This is a genomic window from Bradyrhizobium sp. CW1 (genome assembly GCF_023100665.1).
GTDB classification, from domain to species: Bacteria; Pseudomonadota; Alphaproteobacteria; order Rhizobiales; family Xanthobacteraceae; genus Bradyrhizobium; species Bradyrhizobium canariense_D.
Genome location: NZ_CP064684.1, coordinates 1,850,997 through 1,866,550, shown reverse-complemented (window position 1 = coordinate 1,866,550; position 15,554 = coordinate 1,850,997). Strand labels below are relative to the sequence as shown.

Annotated in this window: 15 protein-coding genes and 1 pseudogene; 6 read left to right on the top strand and 10 right to left on the bottom strand. The window is 64.1% G+C overall.

What is annotated here, in order from left to right; genetic code table 11:
• Positions 1-37 precede the first annotated feature (37 nt).
• The 4 genes from IVB54_RS09120 to IVB54_RS09105 form a co-directional block, all read right to left on the bottom strand.
• Positions 38-640: a K(+)-transporting ATPase subunit C gene (locus IVB54_RS09120; protein WP_018454045.1), complete on the bottom strand. Its 603-nt coding sequence runs from the start codon at positions 638-640 to the stop codon at positions 38-40.
• Positions 641-750: 110 nt separating this feature from the next.
• Positions 751-2,865: a potassium-transporting ATPase subunit KdpB gene (kdpB, locus tag IVB54_RS09115; protein WP_247295038.1), complete on the bottom strand. Its 2,115-nt coding sequence runs from the start codon at positions 2,863-2,865 to the stop codon at positions 751-753.
• 49 nt (positions 2,866-2,914) lie between these two features.
• Positions 2,915-4,618: a potassium-transporting ATPase subunit KdpA gene (gene kdpA / locus IVB54_RS09110; protein ID WP_247777170.1), complete on the bottom strand. Its 1,704-nt coding sequence runs from the start codon at positions 4,616-4,618 to the stop codon at positions 2,915-2,917.
• Between the two features lie 31 nt (positions 4,619-4,649).
• Complete coding sequence (locus IVB54_RS09105) at positions 4,650-4,739, bottom strand: K(+)-transporting ATPase subunit F (protein ID WP_018454042.1); 90 nt, start codon at positions 4,737-4,739, stop codon at positions 4,650-4,652.
• Positions 4,740-5,227: 488 nt separating this feature from the next.
• Here IVB54_RS09105 and IVB54_RS09100 point away from each other — a divergent pair.
• From IVB54_RS09100 to IVB54_RS09090, 3 genes and pseudogenes are all read left to right on the top strand, one after another.
• A pseudogene (locus IVB54_RS09100) lies at positions 5,228-5,695 on the top strand (hypothetical protein).
• A gap of 214 nt (positions 5,696-5,909) precedes the next feature.
• Complete coding sequence (upp, locus tag IVB54_RS09095; RefSeq protein WP_018454040.1) at positions 5,910-6,545, top strand: uracil phosphoribosyltransferase; 636 nt, start codon at positions 5,910-5,912, stop codon at positions 6,543-6,545.
• Positions 6,546-6,578: 33 nt separating this feature from the next.
• Positions 6,579-8,165, top strand: a complete 1,587-nt coding sequence (locus IVB54_RS09090) for an AMP-binding protein (RefSeq protein ID WP_247295044.1) — start codon at positions 6,579-6,581, stop codon at positions 8,163-8,165.
• Between the two features lie 69 nt (positions 8,166-8,234).
• Here IVB54_RS09090 and IVB54_RS09085 read toward each other — a convergent pair whose 3' ends face one another.
• A complete protein-coding gene (locus tag IVB54_RS09085) occupies positions 8,235-9,401 on the bottom strand; it encodes an acyl-CoA dehydrogenase family protein (protein WP_007613843.1) in 1,167 nt (388 codons plus the stop codon).
• Between the two features lie 179 nt (positions 9,402-9,580).
• Here IVB54_RS09085 and IVB54_RS09080 point away from each other — a divergent pair, with 179 nt between their 5' ends.
• On the top strand, positions 9,581-10,084 hold the full coding sequence (locus IVB54_RS09080; protein WP_018454038.1) for a MaoC/PaaZ C-terminal domain-containing protein: 504 nt from the start codon (positions 9,581-9,583) through the stop codon (positions 10,082-10,084).
• Positions 10,084-10,935, top strand: coding sequence for a CoA ester lyase (locus IVB54_RS09075; RefSeq protein ID WP_162496395.1), 852 nt, complete (start codon positions 10,084-10,086; stop codon positions 10,933-10,935). The genes IVB54_RS09080 and IVB54_RS09075 overlap by 1 nt, the downstream gene beginning before the upstream one ends.
• A 186-nt stretch (positions 10,936-11,121) precedes the next feature.
• On the opposite strand, the gene IVB54_RS09070 is transcribed toward IVB54_RS09075, so the two are convergent.
• Entirely contained in the window at positions 11,122-11,919 is a 798-nt protein-coding gene (locus tag IVB54_RS09070) for a fumarylacetoacetate hydrolase family protein (RefSeq protein WP_085361511.1), read from the bottom strand.
• Positions 11,920-12,117: 198 nt separating this feature from the next.
• Here IVB54_RS09070 and IVB54_RS09065 point away from each other — a divergent pair, with 198 nt between their 5' ends.
• Positions 12,118-13,017, top strand: coding sequence for a LysR substrate-binding domain-containing protein (locus IVB54_RS09065; protein WP_018454035.1), 900 nt, complete (start codon positions 12,118-12,120; stop codon positions 13,015-13,017).
• A gap of 105 nt (positions 13,018-13,122) precedes the next feature.
• On the opposite strand, the gene IVB54_RS09060 is transcribed toward IVB54_RS09065, so the two are convergent.
• The 4 genes from IVB54_RS09060 to IVB54_RS09050 all read right to left on the bottom strand — a co-directional run bounded on the left by IVB54_RS09060 (position 13,123) and on the right by IVB54_RS09050 (position 15,315).
• Complete coding sequence (locus IVB54_RS09060) at positions 13,123-14,235, bottom strand: trypsin-like peptidase domain-containing protein (protein ID WP_018454034.1); 1,113 nt, start codon at positions 14,233-14,235, stop codon at positions 13,123-13,125.
• Positions 14,236-14,262: 27 nt separating this feature from the next.
• Positions 14,263-14,388, bottom strand: a complete 126-nt coding sequence (locus IVB54_RS41435) for a hypothetical protein (protein WP_018454033.1) — start codon at positions 14,386-14,388, stop codon at positions 14,263-14,265.
• Complete coding sequence (locus tag IVB54_RS09055) at positions 14,388-14,720, bottom strand: hypothetical protein (RefSeq protein WP_085395707.1); 333 nt, start codon at positions 14,718-14,720, stop codon at positions 14,388-14,390. The genes IVB54_RS41435 and IVB54_RS09055 overlap by 1 nt, the downstream gene beginning before the upstream one ends.
• Positions 14,721-14,853: 133 nt before the next feature.
• Positions 14,854-15,315 carry an Hsp20 family protein gene (locus IVB54_RS09050; protein ID WP_018454031.1) on the bottom strand — a complete coding sequence of 154 codons (462 nt, stop codon included), beginning with the start codon at positions 15,313-15,315 and terminating at the stop codon, positions 14,854-14,856.
• Positions 15,316-15,554: the final 239 nt, after the last annotated feature.

The window sequence follows — 15,554 nt, the reverse complement described above, 5'->3', positions numbered from 1 at the left end:
CAGATCAATATAATCATCCGCGCGGACCTAGCCTAGACTACTTCGTGGCACGATCGAGCGCGAGATTCAGAGTCAGCACGTTGACCCGGGGCTCGCCGATCAGGCCGAGCAGGCGGCCCTGGGTGTTGGAAGCCACCAGTTGCTTGACCTGATCCTCCGGCACGTTTCGCGCCTTCGCGACGCGCGGCACCTGGAATTGCGCCGCTTCCGGCGAGATATCCGGATCGAGGCCACTGGCTGAGGTCGTCACGAGGTCGACCGGCACGGCGGCATTCGGATTCTCGCCCCTGAGCTTGTCCACGTCTTCCTGCAGCCGGTCGGCCAGCGCCTTGCTGGTCGGGCCGAGATTTGAGCCACCCGAATTCGCGGCGTTGTAGGGCGCCGGTACCGTCTTGGTCGAATCGTTCGGATTCGGCGCCACCGTCGCCGAGGGACGGCCGTGGAAATATTTGTCGTCCTTGAACTCCTGCCCGATCAGGGCGGAGCCGACCACCTTGCCGTCGCGCTCGATCAGGCTGCCCTGCGCCTGCGCGGGGAAGATCGCGCCGGCAATAGCGGTCATCGCGAGCGGATAGGCTAAGCCAGTGATGGCGGTGAGCACCAGCAGCAGGACGATGGCGGGGCGGATTTCTCTGAGCATGTGTTTCTCCTATTTCTTTCGTCATTGCGAGGGGCGAAGCGACGAAGCAATCCGGTCTCTCAGCCGCGGCAAGAATTCTGGATTGCTTCGCTTCGCTCGCAATGACGGGGTTAGGCCAAATGCAAAGCGGTCACCACGAGGTCGATCGCCTTGATGCCGATGAAGGGAATGACGATTCCGCCGAGGCCGTAGATCAGCAGGTTGCGCCGGAGCAGTGCGCCGGCCCCGACCGCGCGATAGGCGGCGCCCTTCAGCGCCAGCGGGATCAGCGCGATGATAACAAGCGCGTTGAAGATGATCGCCGACAGGATGGCGCTCTGCGGGCTCGACAGATTCATGATGTTGAGCACATTGAGCTGGGGGTAGAACGCCAGGAACATCGCCGGGATTATCGCGAAATATTTCGCGACGTCGTTGGCGATCGAGAATGTAGTCAGCGCGCCGCGCGTCATCAGTAGCTGCTTGCCGATCTCGACCACCTCGATCAGCTTGGTCGGATTGGAGTCGAGGTCGACCATGTTGCCGGCCTCGCGAGCCGCCTGGGTGCCCGTGTTCATGGCGACACCGACATCTGCCTGCGCGAGCGCCGGCGCATCGTTGGTGCCGTCGCCGCACATCGCCACCAACTTACCCTTGGCCTGCTCGTCGCGGATCAGCTTGAGTTTGTCCTCGGGAGTTGCCTGCGCCAGGAAGTCGTCGACGCCGGCTTCCGCTGCAATCGCGGCCGCCGTCATGGGATTGTCGCCGGTAATCATGACGGTGCGGATGCCCATGCGTCGCAGCTCGGCAAAGCGCTCGCGGATACCGCCCTTGACGATGTCCTTGAGCTGGATGATGCCGAGCAGCTTGCCGTCCCGGGCGACCGCCAGCGGCGTGCCGCCGGCCTTCGATATGTCGTCGGCGATGGTCTGAATCTCGCGGCCGATGTCCGAGAGCCCGGCGGGCTGGATGGAACGAGCCGTGTTGCCGGAGGCGACCACCAGCGGCGCACCGCCACCGACATAGTTGAGGATCGCATCGACCGCGCCCTTGCGCACCGACGAGCCGCCGGCATCGACGCCGCTCATGCGGGTCAGCGCCGTGAACGGGATGAAGGTGGCTCCCAACTCGGCCATGTCGCGGCCACGGATACTGTATTTTTCCTTGGCCAGCACCACGATCGAACGGCCCTCCGGGGTCTCGTCGGCGAGCGAGGCGAGCTGGGCCGCGTCCGCGAGCTCCTGCTCGGTGACCCCGCGCACCGGGCGAAAGGAGGTCGCCTGGCGGTTGCCGAGCGTGATCGTTCCGGTCTTGTCGAGCAGTAGCGTGTCGACGTCTCCGGCGGCCTCGACCGCACGGCCGGACATCGCCAGCACGTTGAAGCGGACCAGACGGTCCATGCCGGCGATGCCGATCGCCGACAGCAGTGCGCCGATCGTGGTCGGGATCAGCGTCACGAACAGCGCGACCAGCACAACCACCGAGATCGAGCCGCCGGCATAGGCCGCGTAGCTCGGGATGGTGACGGTGGCGAACACGAAGATGATGGTGAGGCCCGCCAGCAGGATGTTGAGCGCGATCTCGTTCGGAGTCTTCGCCCGCTCGGCGCCCTCGACCAGCTTGATCATACGGTCGATGAAGGTCGAGCCCTGCGCTGCCGTGATCCGCACGCGAAACCAGTCGGACAGCACCTGGGTGCCGCCGGTCACCGCCGAACGGTCGCCACCGGATTCGCGGATCACGGGTGCGGACTCGCCGGTGATGGCGGCCTCGTTGACGGACGCGACGCCCTCGATCACCTCGCCATCGGAGGGAATGGTATCGCCGGCCTCGACCAGCACGATGTCGCCGACCTTGAGGCTGGTGCCGGGCACCAACTTGAAGGTGCGGTCAGAGCCGGTCAGTAGCTTGGCCTGGCTCTCGGTGCGGGTCTTGCGCAGCGATTCCGCCTGCGCCTTGCCGCGGCCTTCTGCTACCGCTTCGGCGAAGTTGGCAAACAGCACCGTAAACCAGAGCCAGACGATGATCTGGAAGGTGAAGCCGAGATTCTCACCGCCGGTGAGGAGATCGCGCAGGAAGATCACAGTGGTGAGCGCGGCCACGATCTCGACCACAAACATCACCGGATTCTTGATCATCAAGCGCGGATCGAGCTTGATGAAGGACGCGCGGATCGCAGGCACGACGATCTTGGGATCGAGCATCGCCGAGACGGACGCGCGTTTTTGCAGTTTCGTGGTATCCATGGAGGTCACTCCAAACAATCAGAAGGCGGTCGATCAGAACACTAGTCGTTCAGAACACCTGGCCGGCGTTCATCGCGAGATGCTCGACGATGGGGCCGAGGGCGAGGGCCGGGAAGAAGGTGAGGCCGCCGATGATCAGGATCACGCCGACGACGTGGCCGACGAACAGCCCGCCCGTGGTCGGGAGGGTGCCCGCGGACGGCGGGATCGATTTCTTGGCGGCCAGCGAACCCGCGATCGCCATCGCCGGGATGATCATGAAGAAGCGGCCGACGAACATCGCGCTTGCGAGCGTGAGATTGTAGAAGAAGGTGTTGCCGGTGAGGCCCGCGAAGGCCGAGCCGTTGTTGCCGGTCGCCGAGGTGAAGGCATAGAGCACCTCGGTGAAGCCATGCGGCCCGGCATTCGCCATCGAGGCGACCGCCGCCGGATAGACCACGCCGACCGCGGTCCATCCCAGATACATCAGCGGCAGCACCAGGATCGCGAGCATCGCCATCTTCACTTCGCGCGCCTCGATCTTCTTGCCGACATACTCCGGCGTGCGGCCGACCATCAGGCCTGCCACGAAGATCGCGAGCACGACGAACAGCAGCATGCCATAAAGGCCGGCGCCGACCCCGCCGACGATGATTTCGCCGAGCTGCATATTGATCAGGGGAATCATGCCGCCGAGCGCCGTGAAGCTGTCATGCATGGCGTTGACCGCGCCACAGGAGGCGGCCGTCGTGATCACCGCGAACAGGGAGGACGCGACGATGCCGAAGCGAACCTCCTTGCCTTCCATGTTGCCGCCGGTCAGGCCGAGCGCGTGCAGGGTCGAAGTACCGTTGGCTTCCGCCCAATAGGTGATGGCGACACCGGCGACGAACAGCACACCCATCACGGACAGGATCGCCCAGCCCTGGCGCTGGTTGCCGACCATGCGGCCGAACACGTTGGTCAGCGCCGCACCCAGAACGAAGATCGACAGCATCTGCACGAAGTTCGACAGCGCGGTTGGATTTTCGAACGGATGCGCCGCATTGGCGTTGAAGAAGCCGCCGCCATTGGTGCCGAGCATCTTGATCGCGACCTGGGAGGCGACCGGGCCGACCGCGATGGTTTGCTTGGCACCCTCGAGCGTGGTGGCCTCGACATAGTCACCGAGCGTCTGCGGGATGCCCTGCCAGACCAGGAACAGCGTATAGACAATACCGATTGGCAACAGCACATAGAGGCTGCAGCGGGTGACGTCGACCCAAAAATTTCCGACGGTGCGCGCCGACGCGCGCGAGAAGCCGCGGATCAGGGCGACCGCCAGCGCGATGCCGGTTGCCGCCGACAAGAAGTTCTGGTGCGTCAAGCCGAGCATCTGCACGAGATAGGACAGCGTGCTCTCTCCACCGTAATTCTGCCAGTTGGTGTTGGTGATGAAGGAGATCGCGGTGTTGAAGGAGAGATCCGCGGCGACAGCGCTTTGGCCGGCCGGATTGAACGGCAGGACGGCCTGCAACCGCATCACGCCGTAGATGATGAGGAAGCCGCCGACATGGAACAACAGCATGGCGACCGTATAGGTCAGCCAATGCTGCTCGCGCTTCTCGTCGACGCCGGCGAACCGGTAGATGCCGGCCTCGATCGGACGCAGCACCGGAGACAGGAAGGTCCGCTCGCCGTTGAACACGCGCGTCATGTACCAGCCGAGCGGTTTTGTGAGCGCGACGGTAATGACGCAAAAGAGAATGATCTGGAGCCAACCGATCATAGTCATGATATCAACCCTTCAGGCTTCGTGAGCACGGTCAGAACCGCTCGGGCCGCAGCAGCGCGTAAGTGAGGTAGAACAGGAGGCCGAGCGAAACGGCGCCGGCGAGCGAATAATCGAAGATCATGGCCGCTCCTTCAAAGCCGTTCGCAGGCGTAGGTGTAGCCAATCGCAAGGGCGAAGAAGCCGAAGCCCAGCGCCAGCATCAGAATGTCCATCATGGAGATACTCCTCGTTGCGCCATTGATTTGGACGCAACCGTTTCTCGGGAGACCCGGTCGGCGCGTGAAAGGAAATGCCAGTGCATTTCCACCGCGCCCACCGGGACCTTTGACCGTGCTGAAGTGCCACCCCAGGCATAGGTTTTCGAGACGAGGGCCGTGGCGAAGTTATAGGAATCTCATAAAAGGCCGAGGCTGGCCTGGTCGGACAACGCTCGCGAGGCACATCACATCGTCGTCCCGGCGAAGGCGGAGAATGGCGCGCGACCGCCCCCATCCCGCACTTATGAAATCCCTATATCTCCCGCCCCGCCCCCATCTCGTTTTCAAATGCCGTTTTGGCCATCTTGGAGAGGCCGGCCGACTGACCGACGCCACCTCCAGGAGGCCTGACATGACCACCGCCGCTCTCCGACACTACGATCCACCGTCACTTGGCAACCGCTTGCGCAATGCGCAGGTGATGACGCAACCGCTGATGCTCGAGATCATCGACAAGGCGTGTCGGCACTTCCCTTCAGCTCGGACAGATCGAGCCCACCGCGCGCGTCACGCGCCTGATCGAAGCAGAGGCCTGGGCCGATGCCGCGCACTGATGGAGCTGGAGCTGCCGCTCTGGCAAGTCCGCCGCATCGCCTATGACGAGGGTGAATGGCATTGCGCTCTCTCGCGCGAGCGCGAATTGCCGGACTGGCTCGACGCCGCGGTCGAGGCGCGCTACTCCGATCTCGCGCTCGCACTGCTGTCGGCTTTCATCGAGGTTCAGGCATTGGCCCTGGAAGTTTCGCGTCCGAGTGTTCCCACTGTTCGCCCCGCGCCTGACCCGCTCTACGAGCCGGTAGGCTGCGAAAATTTCGGCTAGTGGGCGCGGTCCTGACGCTCGTCATCACACTCGTGGCGCGCGGGCTCGGAGCATAAACCGTCACGCCCATCGACCGCGAATTGACCATGGCTGCCTACGGGGCGAGCAACCGGCTCCGCAGCGCGGTCGCGACGCCCGGCTGAGGGCACGTCTCCCACACCAAAAACACTCGGCCGATCTGGCGCAGTTTCACGGAACCGTGTAGATCGGTTTCATGAGCATCAGCAACGTCAACGTGGTCGCCCATCCCCTGGTCCAGCACAAGCTCTCCCTGATGCGGGAGAAGGACCGCTCGACCAAGAGCTTTCGCGAAATCCTGAACGAGATCGGGATGCTGCTCGGCTACGAGGTGACGCGCGACCTGCCGCTGGAGCTGGTCGAGATCGAGACGCCGATTGCGCCGATGCGGGCGCCCAAGATCGCCGGCAAGAAGCTCACGCTGGCGCCGATCCTGCGCGCCGGCGTCGGCTTCCTCGACGGCATGCTGGCGTTGATGCCCTCGGCGCGCATCGCTCATATCGGGCTCTACCGCGATCCTGATACGTTGCAGGCCGTGGAGTATTACTTCAAGGCGCCGCAGGACCTGTCGGATCGCACCGTGATCCTGATGGATCCGATGCTGGCGACCGGCAACTCGGCCTGCGCCGGCGCCTCGCTGCTGAAGGCGCGCGGCGCCCGCGACATCCGCTTCGTCTGCCTTCTGGCCGCGCCTGAAGGTATCGCGCAGTTCCAGAGCGAGCATCCGGACGTGCCGGTCTGGACCGCCGCGATCGACGAGCGGCTCAACGACCACGGCTACATCGTGCCGGGGTTGGGCGACGCCGGCGACCGGATGTTCGGCACCAAGTAGACAGGTTCGCGCGGTCGGGTTAGTCCGGTTGCCATGAGCGCCAATGAATTCTCGCTGCAATCGCTGATCCGGGCCGAGGCGGCCGCTGATCCCGCCTTCGTGTTCGACGGCACGCTGGTTTCGCGCGCCGAATTCTCGGAACAGATCGAGCAGACCGCCGCCTGGCTTGCCGCGCGCGGTATCGGCAAGGGCGACGTCGTCGCGGTCTGGCTGGTCAACCGGATCGAATGGATCGCACTGCTGTTCGCCGCCGCCCGGCGTGGGGCAATCGTCGCCGCCGTCAATACACGCTACCGCAGCGCGGAGGTCGCGCATCTCCTGAAGCTGTCCGGCGCCCGTGTGATGGTGATCGAAGCCGCGTTCCGCTCGATCGACTTTGCCGCTATTCTCGCCGACGTCGCCAAGGACGAGGTGCCCGCGCTGCGAGAACTCGCGGTGGTCGGCGCGGATGAGATTCCCGCCCAATGGCCATGCGTACGCTTCGACGCCTTCGACAAGCCTTATCCGCCGGCTACGCCGGAGGAGGAGGACGTCGGTCTGCCTCTGCTGCTCTACACGACGTCGGGCACCACCAAGGGACCGAAGCTTGTCGCGCATTCACAGCGAACATTGGCCACGCACGCCGCCGCCGTTGCCAAGGCGCTCAAACTCTCGCCGCAGCGCCATGCGCTGCTGGCGATGCTGCCGTTCTGCGGCACTTTTGGCATGACGAGCCTGCTCGGCTTCGTCGCAGCGGGCGCGGCCGTCCATGCGCTCGACGCCTTCGAGGCCGCGCCGGCGCTGAAGATTCTCCGCGAGTGCGGGATCACGCACGCCTTTGGTTCCGACGAGATGTTCCGCCGCATCCTCGCCCTCACCGACGCGCCGCATCCATTTCCGCATCTCGAGGCATGCGGCTTTGCCGCGTTCCAGCCCGGCTGGCGCGAGCTTGCGGCGGAGGCCGAAGCGCGCGGCATGCCGTTGCACGGCCTCTACGGTTCGAGCGAGGTGCAGGCGCTGTTCTCGATCGCACGCTCGAGTGATGGCTTCGCCGATCGCATCGAGGGCGGCGGCTGGCCGATGTCGCCGGAGGCCAAGGTCCGGGTGCGCGACACCGAGACCGGCGAACTCGCCCCTCGCGGCGTCTCCGGCGAGATCGAGATCCGTGCGCCGTCACTCTTTCTCGGCTACTACAACAATCCCGACGCGACGCGCGACGCCTTCACCGCGGACGGCTTCTTCCGCACCGGCGATATCGGCCAGCTGCGCGGCGACGGCTCCTTCGTCTACGAAACCCGCGCGGGCGACGCCATGCGGCTCGGCGGCTTCCTGGTTGCGCCCGGCGAGATCGAGGACGAACTCAAATCGTGCGCTGGCGTGGCCGACGCCCAGGTCGTCGCGGTCGATCTGAAGGGAAACGCACGCTGCGTTGCCTTCGTGATCCCCGCTCGGGAAACCCACCACGAGCCGCCGCGGCAGGACGCGCTGATCGCGCGCCTGCGCGAGCGGCTCGCCGGCTACAAGGTCCCGGCTCGGATCTACGTCGTGGAGGCCTTCCCCGTCACCGACAGCGCGAACGGCGTCAAGATCCAGCGCGCCCGGCTTCGGGCCATGGCGATGGACCGGATCGCGGCCGAATAGCTCTGCCGTAGCGCGTCACGGTGATCGGGCGCGAATATCGCGGCGCCCGGCAATGGTACGTGTTCGAGCTTAGTATGACTTGGCCAGTCCAAGCACCTTTTCCGCGATGAAGCTCAGCGCAAGCTGCGGGCTGACCGGCGCGATGCGCGGAATCAGAACTTCACGCAAGTAACGCTCGACGTGAAACTCCTTGGCATAGCCAAAACCGCCATGGGTCATCACCGCCTGCTCGCAGGCGTGATATCCGGCCTCACCCGCAATGTATTTCGCGGCATTGGCGGCGCCACCGCAAGGCATGCCCTTGTCGTATTGCCAGGCCGCCGACATCACCATCAACCAGGCCGCCTCGAGCTCGACCCAGTTTACAGCCAGCGGATGCTGAATGCCCTGGTTCTTGCCGATCGGCCGGTTGAACACCACGCGGGTCTTGGCGTATTCGGTCGCGCGCGACAGCGCGAGCTTGCCGAGGCCGACGGCTTCCGCGGCGATGAGAATGCGCTCGGGGTTCATGCCTTCGAGAATGTACTGGAAGCCTTTGCCCTCTTCGCCGATGCGATCCTCCATCGGGATTTCAAAGTCCTCGAAGAACAGCTCGTTGGAATCGACGACCTTGCGGCCCATCTTCTCGATCTCGTGGACCTTGATCCTGTTGCGGTCGAAGTCCGTATAGAACAGGCTCAGCCCATGCGTCGGCGAGCGCACGTCCTCCAGCGGCGTGGTGCGCGCCAGCAGCAGGATCTTGTGCGCGACCTGCGCGGTGGAGATCCACACCTTCTGGCCGTTGACGATATAGCGGTCGTTCTTGGCCACCGCTCGGGTCTTGAGCTGTGTGGTGTTGAGGCCGGTGTTGGGCTCGGTCACGGCAAAGCACGCCTTCTCGCGGCCCTCGACCATCGGCGGCAGCATGCGCTTGCGCTGTTCCTCGGTGCCGAACACGACCACGGGATTGAGACCGAACACGTTGATGTGCACCGCGGAGGCGCCGGACATGCCGGCGCCGGATTCCGCGATGGCGCGCATCATAATCGCGGCTTCGGTGATGCCGAGGCCGGAGCCGCCATATTCCTCCGGCACGCAGATGCCGAGCCAGCCGGCGTCCGCCATGGCCTTGTGAAAGTCGTGCGGGAAGCCGCCGTCGTGGTCCTTCTTCAGCCAATAGGCGTCGGGAAAGTCTTCGCAAACCTTTGCGACGGCGTCGCGAATGGCTTCCTGCTGAGCGGTGAGCGCGAAATCCATATTCTTGATCTCCTTCTTGGGAGAAGCGAACGCGCAATCTCCCCCTCGTCGCGTTCCCCACGCGAAGGCCGTGGCGGATTGGTGCGCCCGAACGTGCCTTCGCTTGCGTTCTTTAACTTGAAAAGCAGGGTACAGATACGTGAATTTCCCTATCAACTGTGTGTAGCATGCATAGGGTCATGCGGCGCGAGGATGCGAGCGCGCCGTTATTTCGCAGGGAGGAAACCGCGATGGCCGGACTTTATTTCGAGGAGTTTTCGGTGGGCCAGGAGTTCAGGCATCCCCTGACGCGGACCGTCACGGAGATGGACAACACCCTGTTCAGCCTGCTGACGCTCAATCCGCAGCCGCTGCACATCGACGCACATTTTTCGGCCCAGACCGAGTTCGGCCAGCGCATTTTCAACAGCCTTTACACCCTCGGCATCATGATCGGCATGACGGTCTATGATACGACCATGGGGACCACCGTTGCCAATCTCGGCATGACGGACGTCACTTTTCCGAAACCGGTCTTCCATGGCGATACGCTGCGGGCGACGACAAAGGTGCTTTCGTTGCGGGAATCCAAATCGCGCCCCAAGGCGGGCATCGTCGAGTTCGAGCACCACGCTCTCAACCAGAACGACGAGATCGTCGGCAAATGCCGCCGCATGGCGATGATGCACAAGAGGCCGGTCTGATGCGTTCGATGCTGTTCGTGCCGGGCGACTCCCCGCGCAAATTCGAGAAGGCCAGCGAAGGCAACGCCGACGCGCTGATCATCGATCTCGAAGATTCCGTCGTCACCGACAAGAAGCCGGAGGCGCGCGGGTTGACGCTGACGATGCTGAAGGGCCGCAACAAGCCCCACCAGCTCTATGTCCGCGTCAACGCGCTCGACACCGGCATGACGCTCGCCGACCTTGCCGCGGTGATTCCGGGCCAGCCCGACGGCATCGTGCTGCCGAAATCGCAGGGCGGCGACGACGTGCGACAGGTCGCGACCTGGCTGGAAGCTTTGGAAGCTGCGGCTGGTATCGCCATTGGCTCAACACGCATCGTCTGCGTCGCGACCGAAACCGCAGCTTCGATCTTCGGGCTCGGCAGCTACAAGGGCTGCTCTCCTCGCCTCGCGGGCCTGATGTGGGGCGCGGAAGATCTCTCGGCCTCGCTCGGCGCGACTGAGAAAGCGGCGGGCGGCGTGTTCCACAGCCCTTATCGTCTGGCCCGCGATCTCTGCCTGATGGCGGCCGCCGCGGCCGAGGTCGCGCCGATCGACACCGTCTATACCGACATCGACAATCTCACCGGACTCGAACAGGAAACGCGCGCGGCGCGGCGTGACGGTTTTTCGGCGAAAGCGCTGATCCATCCCAAGCACGTCGACGTGGTCAACGCGGCGTTCGAGCCGACCGAAGCCGAGCGCAATTGGGCCGAGAAGGTGATCGCGGCGTTCGCGAGCAATCCGAACTCCGGCACGCTGCGCCTCGACGGCCAGATGATCGACAAGCCGCATCTTCGCGCCGCAAAGAAGATCCTCGGCCAGAGTTAGATCAGGACGCCGCGCTGCGACAGATGGGATCGAAGCCACTCTCAGCGTCGTCGTGGCCGGGCTTGTCCCGGCCATCCAGGGCTTCCACGCAACCGGCACCCAAAACGTGGATGCCCGGGACAAGCCCGGGCATGACGAAGCGAAACGTCCGGCCCCTCACTTTCCGCAGGCGGGGAGAGGGGAGCGTTAGACGATCTTGATCGACATATCCGGCAAGCCGTCGAGCTTGCACAACAGCACGTCGCCCTTCACGACCGGGCCGACATTCTCCGGCGTGCCGGAATAGATGATGTCGCCGGCCTTCAGCTCGAACGCTTCCGACAGTTTTGCGATTTGCTCGGCCACGCTCCAGATCATCTTGCTGAGATCCGAGCTCTGCTTCACCGTCCCGTTGATCGCCAGCGAGATGGCGCCCTTGTCGAAATGCCCGGTCTTGCTGGCCGGGTGGATCGGGCCGATCACCGCGGCGTGGTCAAAGCTCTTGCCGATCTCCCACGGCTTCTTCTCCGCGGCCATCCCGTTCTGGAGATCGCGCCGGGTCATGTCGAGGCCGAGCGCGTAGCCATAGACGTGGTCGAGCGCCTTCTCGGCCGGGATGTTGCTGCCGCCGGATTTCAGCGCGGCGACCAGCTCGACCTCGTGGTGATAGTTCTTGGTCAGCGACGGATAGGGATGATCGGCGACTTCGCCCACGGCGACGTTCTGGATCGCGTCGGTGGGCTTCTGGAAGAAGAACGGCGGCTCGCGGTTCGGGTCCGAGCCGCGCTCGATCGCGTGCGCCGCGTAGTTGCGCCCGATGCAGTAGATGCGGCGGACCTGGAACACCTGAGTTTCGCCGACGATCGGGATGGTGACCATCGGCACTGGAAAGATCGGCTTCGGGCCGGCCTGCGCCGCGGCCGGCGCAACTTCCGCGATTGAGGCAGCACTTGCCGCCGCGGCAATTGCGAGCAGCTCCCGTCGCGTTGCTGATGTCTCTTTCATGGCTTGTGCTCCCTTTTTATGTTCGTTGGGCGCATAATGCGCGCCGAGCCGCCTGATAATCAATATTCAGTATGCCAGCAATGCTGGACCGGCACGTCGACTAATTTAGAACAGGCCGGCTGCAGCCGAGCCTTCCGAACCGGCTCCCTTTCACCCTAGCATGGAACTTGCATAAATTCTGGGCGACATGGACGCCGCATGAACCTCATCAGCCTCGATATCCGCATGCTCCGGTCGCTGATCTCCGTGGTCGAGACCGGCAGCATCACCGAGACCGCGCGGCGGCTGGGCCGCACTCAGCCGGCGATCACTCTGCAATTGCAGCGGCTGGAGGAGCTCACCGGCAAGCAATTGTTCGAGCATGTCGGGCGCCGGCTCACGCTGAGCGAGGACGGCACCACGGTTCTCACCTACGCCAAATCCATCCTGAGGTTGCATGACGAATTGATTTCGCAGCTGGCGTCACAGGAGATCGAGGGTCAGGTCGTGCTCGGCACGCCCGACCTCTATGCCGCCTTCATGCTGCCGCAGATCCTCAGCGTGTTCCGAAAATCATTCCCGCGCGTCCAGGTCGAGCTCAATTGCGCGCTCTCGACGCCGCTGGTGGGCCTCGTCAAGCGCGGCGATGTCGACATCGCGCTCGTCACCCGCATGAACGATTTTACGGGCGGCCAGGTGGTACGGCGCGAGCAACTGGTCTGGATGACCGGCGAGCAGTCCTCCGCGCACCAGGAACGGCCTATCCCGCTGGCGTTGCTGCCGCCCGGCAACATCTATCGCGACTACGCGATTGACACGCTGGAACGTGCGAATCTGCGCTGGCGCATCGCCTGCGTCAGCGAAAGCGTCGGCGGCCTCCAGGCGGCGGCCTTCGCCGGCATGGCCGTGACCGTACTCGGCCGCAGCGCGCTGGTGCCGGCGATGCGCGAGATCGGCCCGAACGAGGGCCTGCCGCCGCTGCCGAAGATCGAGCTGCTGCTTTACAAGTCGAGCGGCGCGACCTCGAAGGCGGCGACCGCCTTGCACGACTATCTCGCGCACTATCTGCGCCTCGACGAGGAGCTCAGCGGCCGCGGCGAGCCGATCGAGCTGGGATAAAGCCATCCGGACGTTCGCGCAGCGGTCGTCCCAAACTGCGTCCCGGGTCCACGATCGCAGACAAAGAGCGACCGGCTTGCTGCGGTGATATCCTCTTTGATTGGCCTAGCGAACGAGGCGGTTGCTTCCTGCATTGGCATTGCGCGGCTCGGTTGCTGGAGCCACTCGGACGAGGACCGTGAGCGGTGTGCCGTTGCGCAGCAGAGCGAGCTTCACCTCGTCGCCGACCCGCGCAAGACCAATGGTATTGCGCAGCTGCGCGGCGGTGCGGATCGGGCGGCCCTCCGCCGTGGTGACAATGTCGCCCTTGTGCAGGCCAGCCTTCTCGGCCGGCGAATCCGCGGCAACTTCGGCGATGAGCGCGCCTTCGGTGCGTCCCTTGTTGACGGACGGGTGGAGGTCCTTCAGCGAAATGCCGATGCGACCGCGCTCGACCCTGCCGGTGGCGATGATCTGCTCCATCACCTTGCGCGCCATGTTGACGGGAATGGCAAAGCCAATACCGACATTGCCGCCAGCGGGCGAGATGATGGCCGAATTTATGCCGACCAGTTCGCCCTGCAGGCTGACCAGCGCGCCGCCGGAATTGCCGGGATTGATAGCGGCGTCGGTCTGAATGAAGTCTTCATAACCCTGCTTGCCGAGGCCGGTTCGGCCTAGGGCGCTGACGAGGCCCGACGTCACCGTCTGGCCGAGGCCGAAGGGATTGCCGATCGCGAGCACGAAGTCCCCGACTTCCAGTGCGTCGCTGTCACCGAGGGGAAGCGCCTTCAGTCCGGTCGGATTCTGGATCTGGAGCACGGCGACGTCCGTCGGCGAGTCGCGGCCGACGACCTTTGCGGAAAACTGCCGGCCGTCCTTGGTCGTGATCTGGAGGGCGGAGGTGCCTTCGACCACGTGGTTGTTGGTCAGCACGTAGCCGCTCCGGGCATCGACGATCACGCCGGAGCCGGTCGCGCTGACTTCCTTCTCGATCTGCCTCGGAACGTCGAAGAATTCGCGGAACAGCGGGTCACGATAGAGCGGATTGTCCTCGCGTACCCGGCCGTGCACCGAGATGTTGACCACCGCCGGCGTCACCTGCCGAACCAGAGGCGCCAAAGTCGGCACCGAGCCGCCCGGCTTCAGATCGGGGATCTGGCCTGCGGCGGGATGTGACGCCGTCAGTATCAGCACCAGCAACGCAAGCGAGAACGAACGCATAGCAATCGTCTTCATGACCAGTCGCATCGTCTGAGATTGAAATCAGAGAGCCGCTTCACGTTTGTCTGGCGGCACGTCGAGCCAGCCTTGCAAGGCTAGAAATGGAATGGCCCAGGCCGCGGAGACCTGGCCGACCAGCACCAGAGCAAGAACGGCCTGCGTGAGCATCACGCGCCTCGCCGTTCTGCGGCGGCCCAAGGCCGCCGCAAGCGCATCGGGACGCCGCCGCCGCGCGGCGGGTCGTCGTCATTGTCGCCGTCGAGCCGGCGCAGGGCCGCGAGAATATCGGCGAGCCGAATCGTACGGTTCATGCCGGGAATTTCACGCAAAGCGGGACAGGATTCGACGGCGTACATGTCGGACGCCCATGACGACAGAATGATCCGCTTCTCCGGCGTGGAGAGCTCCTTTGCATTCAGGACATCCGCGGGCGAACCGTAGTGAACCGCGGGATGAAACAGCGGGTTGAGATTTCCGGAATTCGTATTCACGTTTGTCATCGGTTGGGCCTCCCCTGACGCTCCTTTCGAAGGGATGGATGTGCTGATGATCGAATGGCCGTTCTCTCATGCATGTGGGAGCGCGGCGCGCATATCTGAGCGCCGCGTTCCACCATTCCCCTCGATCGAGCGCTTAGGCTGCTTTCTTCTGCTCGATCTGAGTTGCAGGAGAGGCCGCGCCCGCGATCTGGATCCGGCGCGGCTTCATCGCTTCCGGAACCTCACGGACGAGGTCGATGATCAAGAGGCCGTCCTGGAAGGACGCCTGCTTCACCTGGACATAATCGGCCAGGTTGAACACGCGCCGGAACGGCCGTGCGGCGATACCCTGGTACAGATATTCGCCCGTCGCACCTTCGGGCTTCTTGCCCTCGACGGTCAGCGCATTCTGTTCGGCCGTCACCGTGATATCGTTGACGCCAAAGCCCGCCACAGCGAGGCTGATCCGGTAGTGATCTTCGCCGGAGCGTTCGATGTTATAGGGGGGATAGTTGTCTTCGCTCGCCTGGCGCAGCGCGCTGTCGACGAGACCCGCCAGATGATCGAAGCCGACGGTGGAGCGCCACAGGGGCGCGAAGTCAAACGTGGTCCTCATAACCAAGTCCTCCAAAGAGCAAGATGGATACGAAGGAGCGCAGGACAGGGTTTTAGACGGGTCCAAAGACACCGGCCCGGCGCCCGCTCCGGGCCCCTCGCGGGCACCCGGCACACCGCTCTCGCGGCGAAAATGACTTAGAAGAACGCAAGTCGACTTCAAGAGGGCCCCTCGAAAAATTTTTCGGGCGCAGAGGCCGACCGGCAGGACGCGGCCGGCCCGCTCCAGGCCGGGTTCGG

Excerpts from the sequence above, each read along its gene's own strand:
- IVB54_RS09120 (WP_018454045.1), bottom strand. The coding sequence starts at position 640 with ATGCTCAGAGAAATCCGCCCCGCCATCGTCCTGCTGCTGGTGCTCACC.
- kdpB (WP_247295038.1), bottom strand. The coding sequence starts at position 2,865 with ATGGATACCACGAAACTGCAAAAACGCGCGTCCGTCTCGGCGATGCTC.
- kdpA (WP_247777170.1), bottom strand. The coding sequence starts at position 4,618 with ATGACTATGATCGGTTGGCTCCAGATCATTCTCTTTTGCGTCATTACC.
- IVB54_RS09105 (WP_018454042.1), bottom strand. The coding sequence starts at position 4,739 with ATGATCTTCGATTATTCGCTCGCCGGCGCCGTTTCGCTCGGCCTCCTG.
- upp (WP_018454040.1), top strand. The coding sequence starts at position 5,910 with ATGAGCATCAGCAACGTCAACGTGGTCGCCCATCCCCTGGTCCAGCAC.
- IVB54_RS09090 (WP_247295044.1), top strand. The coding sequence starts at position 6,579 with ATGAGCGCCAATGAATTCTCGCTGCAATCGCTGATCCGGGCCGAGGCG.
- IVB54_RS09085 (WP_007613843.1), bottom strand. The coding sequence starts at position 9,401 with ATGGATTTCGCGCTCACCGCTCAGCAGGAAGCCATTCGCGACGCCGTC.
- IVB54_RS09080 (WP_018454038.1), top strand. The coding sequence starts at position 9,581 with ATGCGGCGCGAGGATGCGAGCGCGCCGTTATTTCGCAGGGAGGAAACC.
- IVB54_RS09075 (WP_162496395.1), top strand. The coding sequence starts at position 10,084 with ATGCGTTCGATGCTGTTCGTGCCGGGCGACTCCCCGCGCAAATTCGAG.
- IVB54_RS09070 (WP_085361511.1), bottom strand. The coding sequence starts at position 11,919 with ATGAAAGAGACATCAGCAACGCGACGGGAGCTGCTCGCAATTGCCGCG.
- IVB54_RS09065 (WP_018454035.1), top strand. The coding sequence starts at position 12,118 with ATGAACCTCATCAGCCTCGATATCCGCATGCTCCGGTCGCTGATCTCC.
- IVB54_RS09060 (WP_018454034.1), bottom strand. The coding sequence starts at position 14,235 with ATGAAGACGATTGCTATGCGTTCGTTCTCGCTTGCGTTGCTGGTGCTG.
- IVB54_RS41435 (WP_018454033.1), bottom strand. The coding sequence starts at position 14,388 with ATGCTCACGCAGGCCGTTCTTGCTCTGGTGCTGGTCGGCCAGGTCTCC.
- IVB54_RS09055 (WP_085395707.1), bottom strand. The coding sequence starts at position 14,720 with ATGACAAACGTGAATACGAATTCCGGAAATCTCAACCCGCTGTTTCAT.
- IVB54_RS09050 (WP_018454031.1), bottom strand. The coding sequence starts at position 15,315 with ATGAGGACCACGTTTGACTTCGCGCCCCTGTGGCGCTCCACCGTCGGC.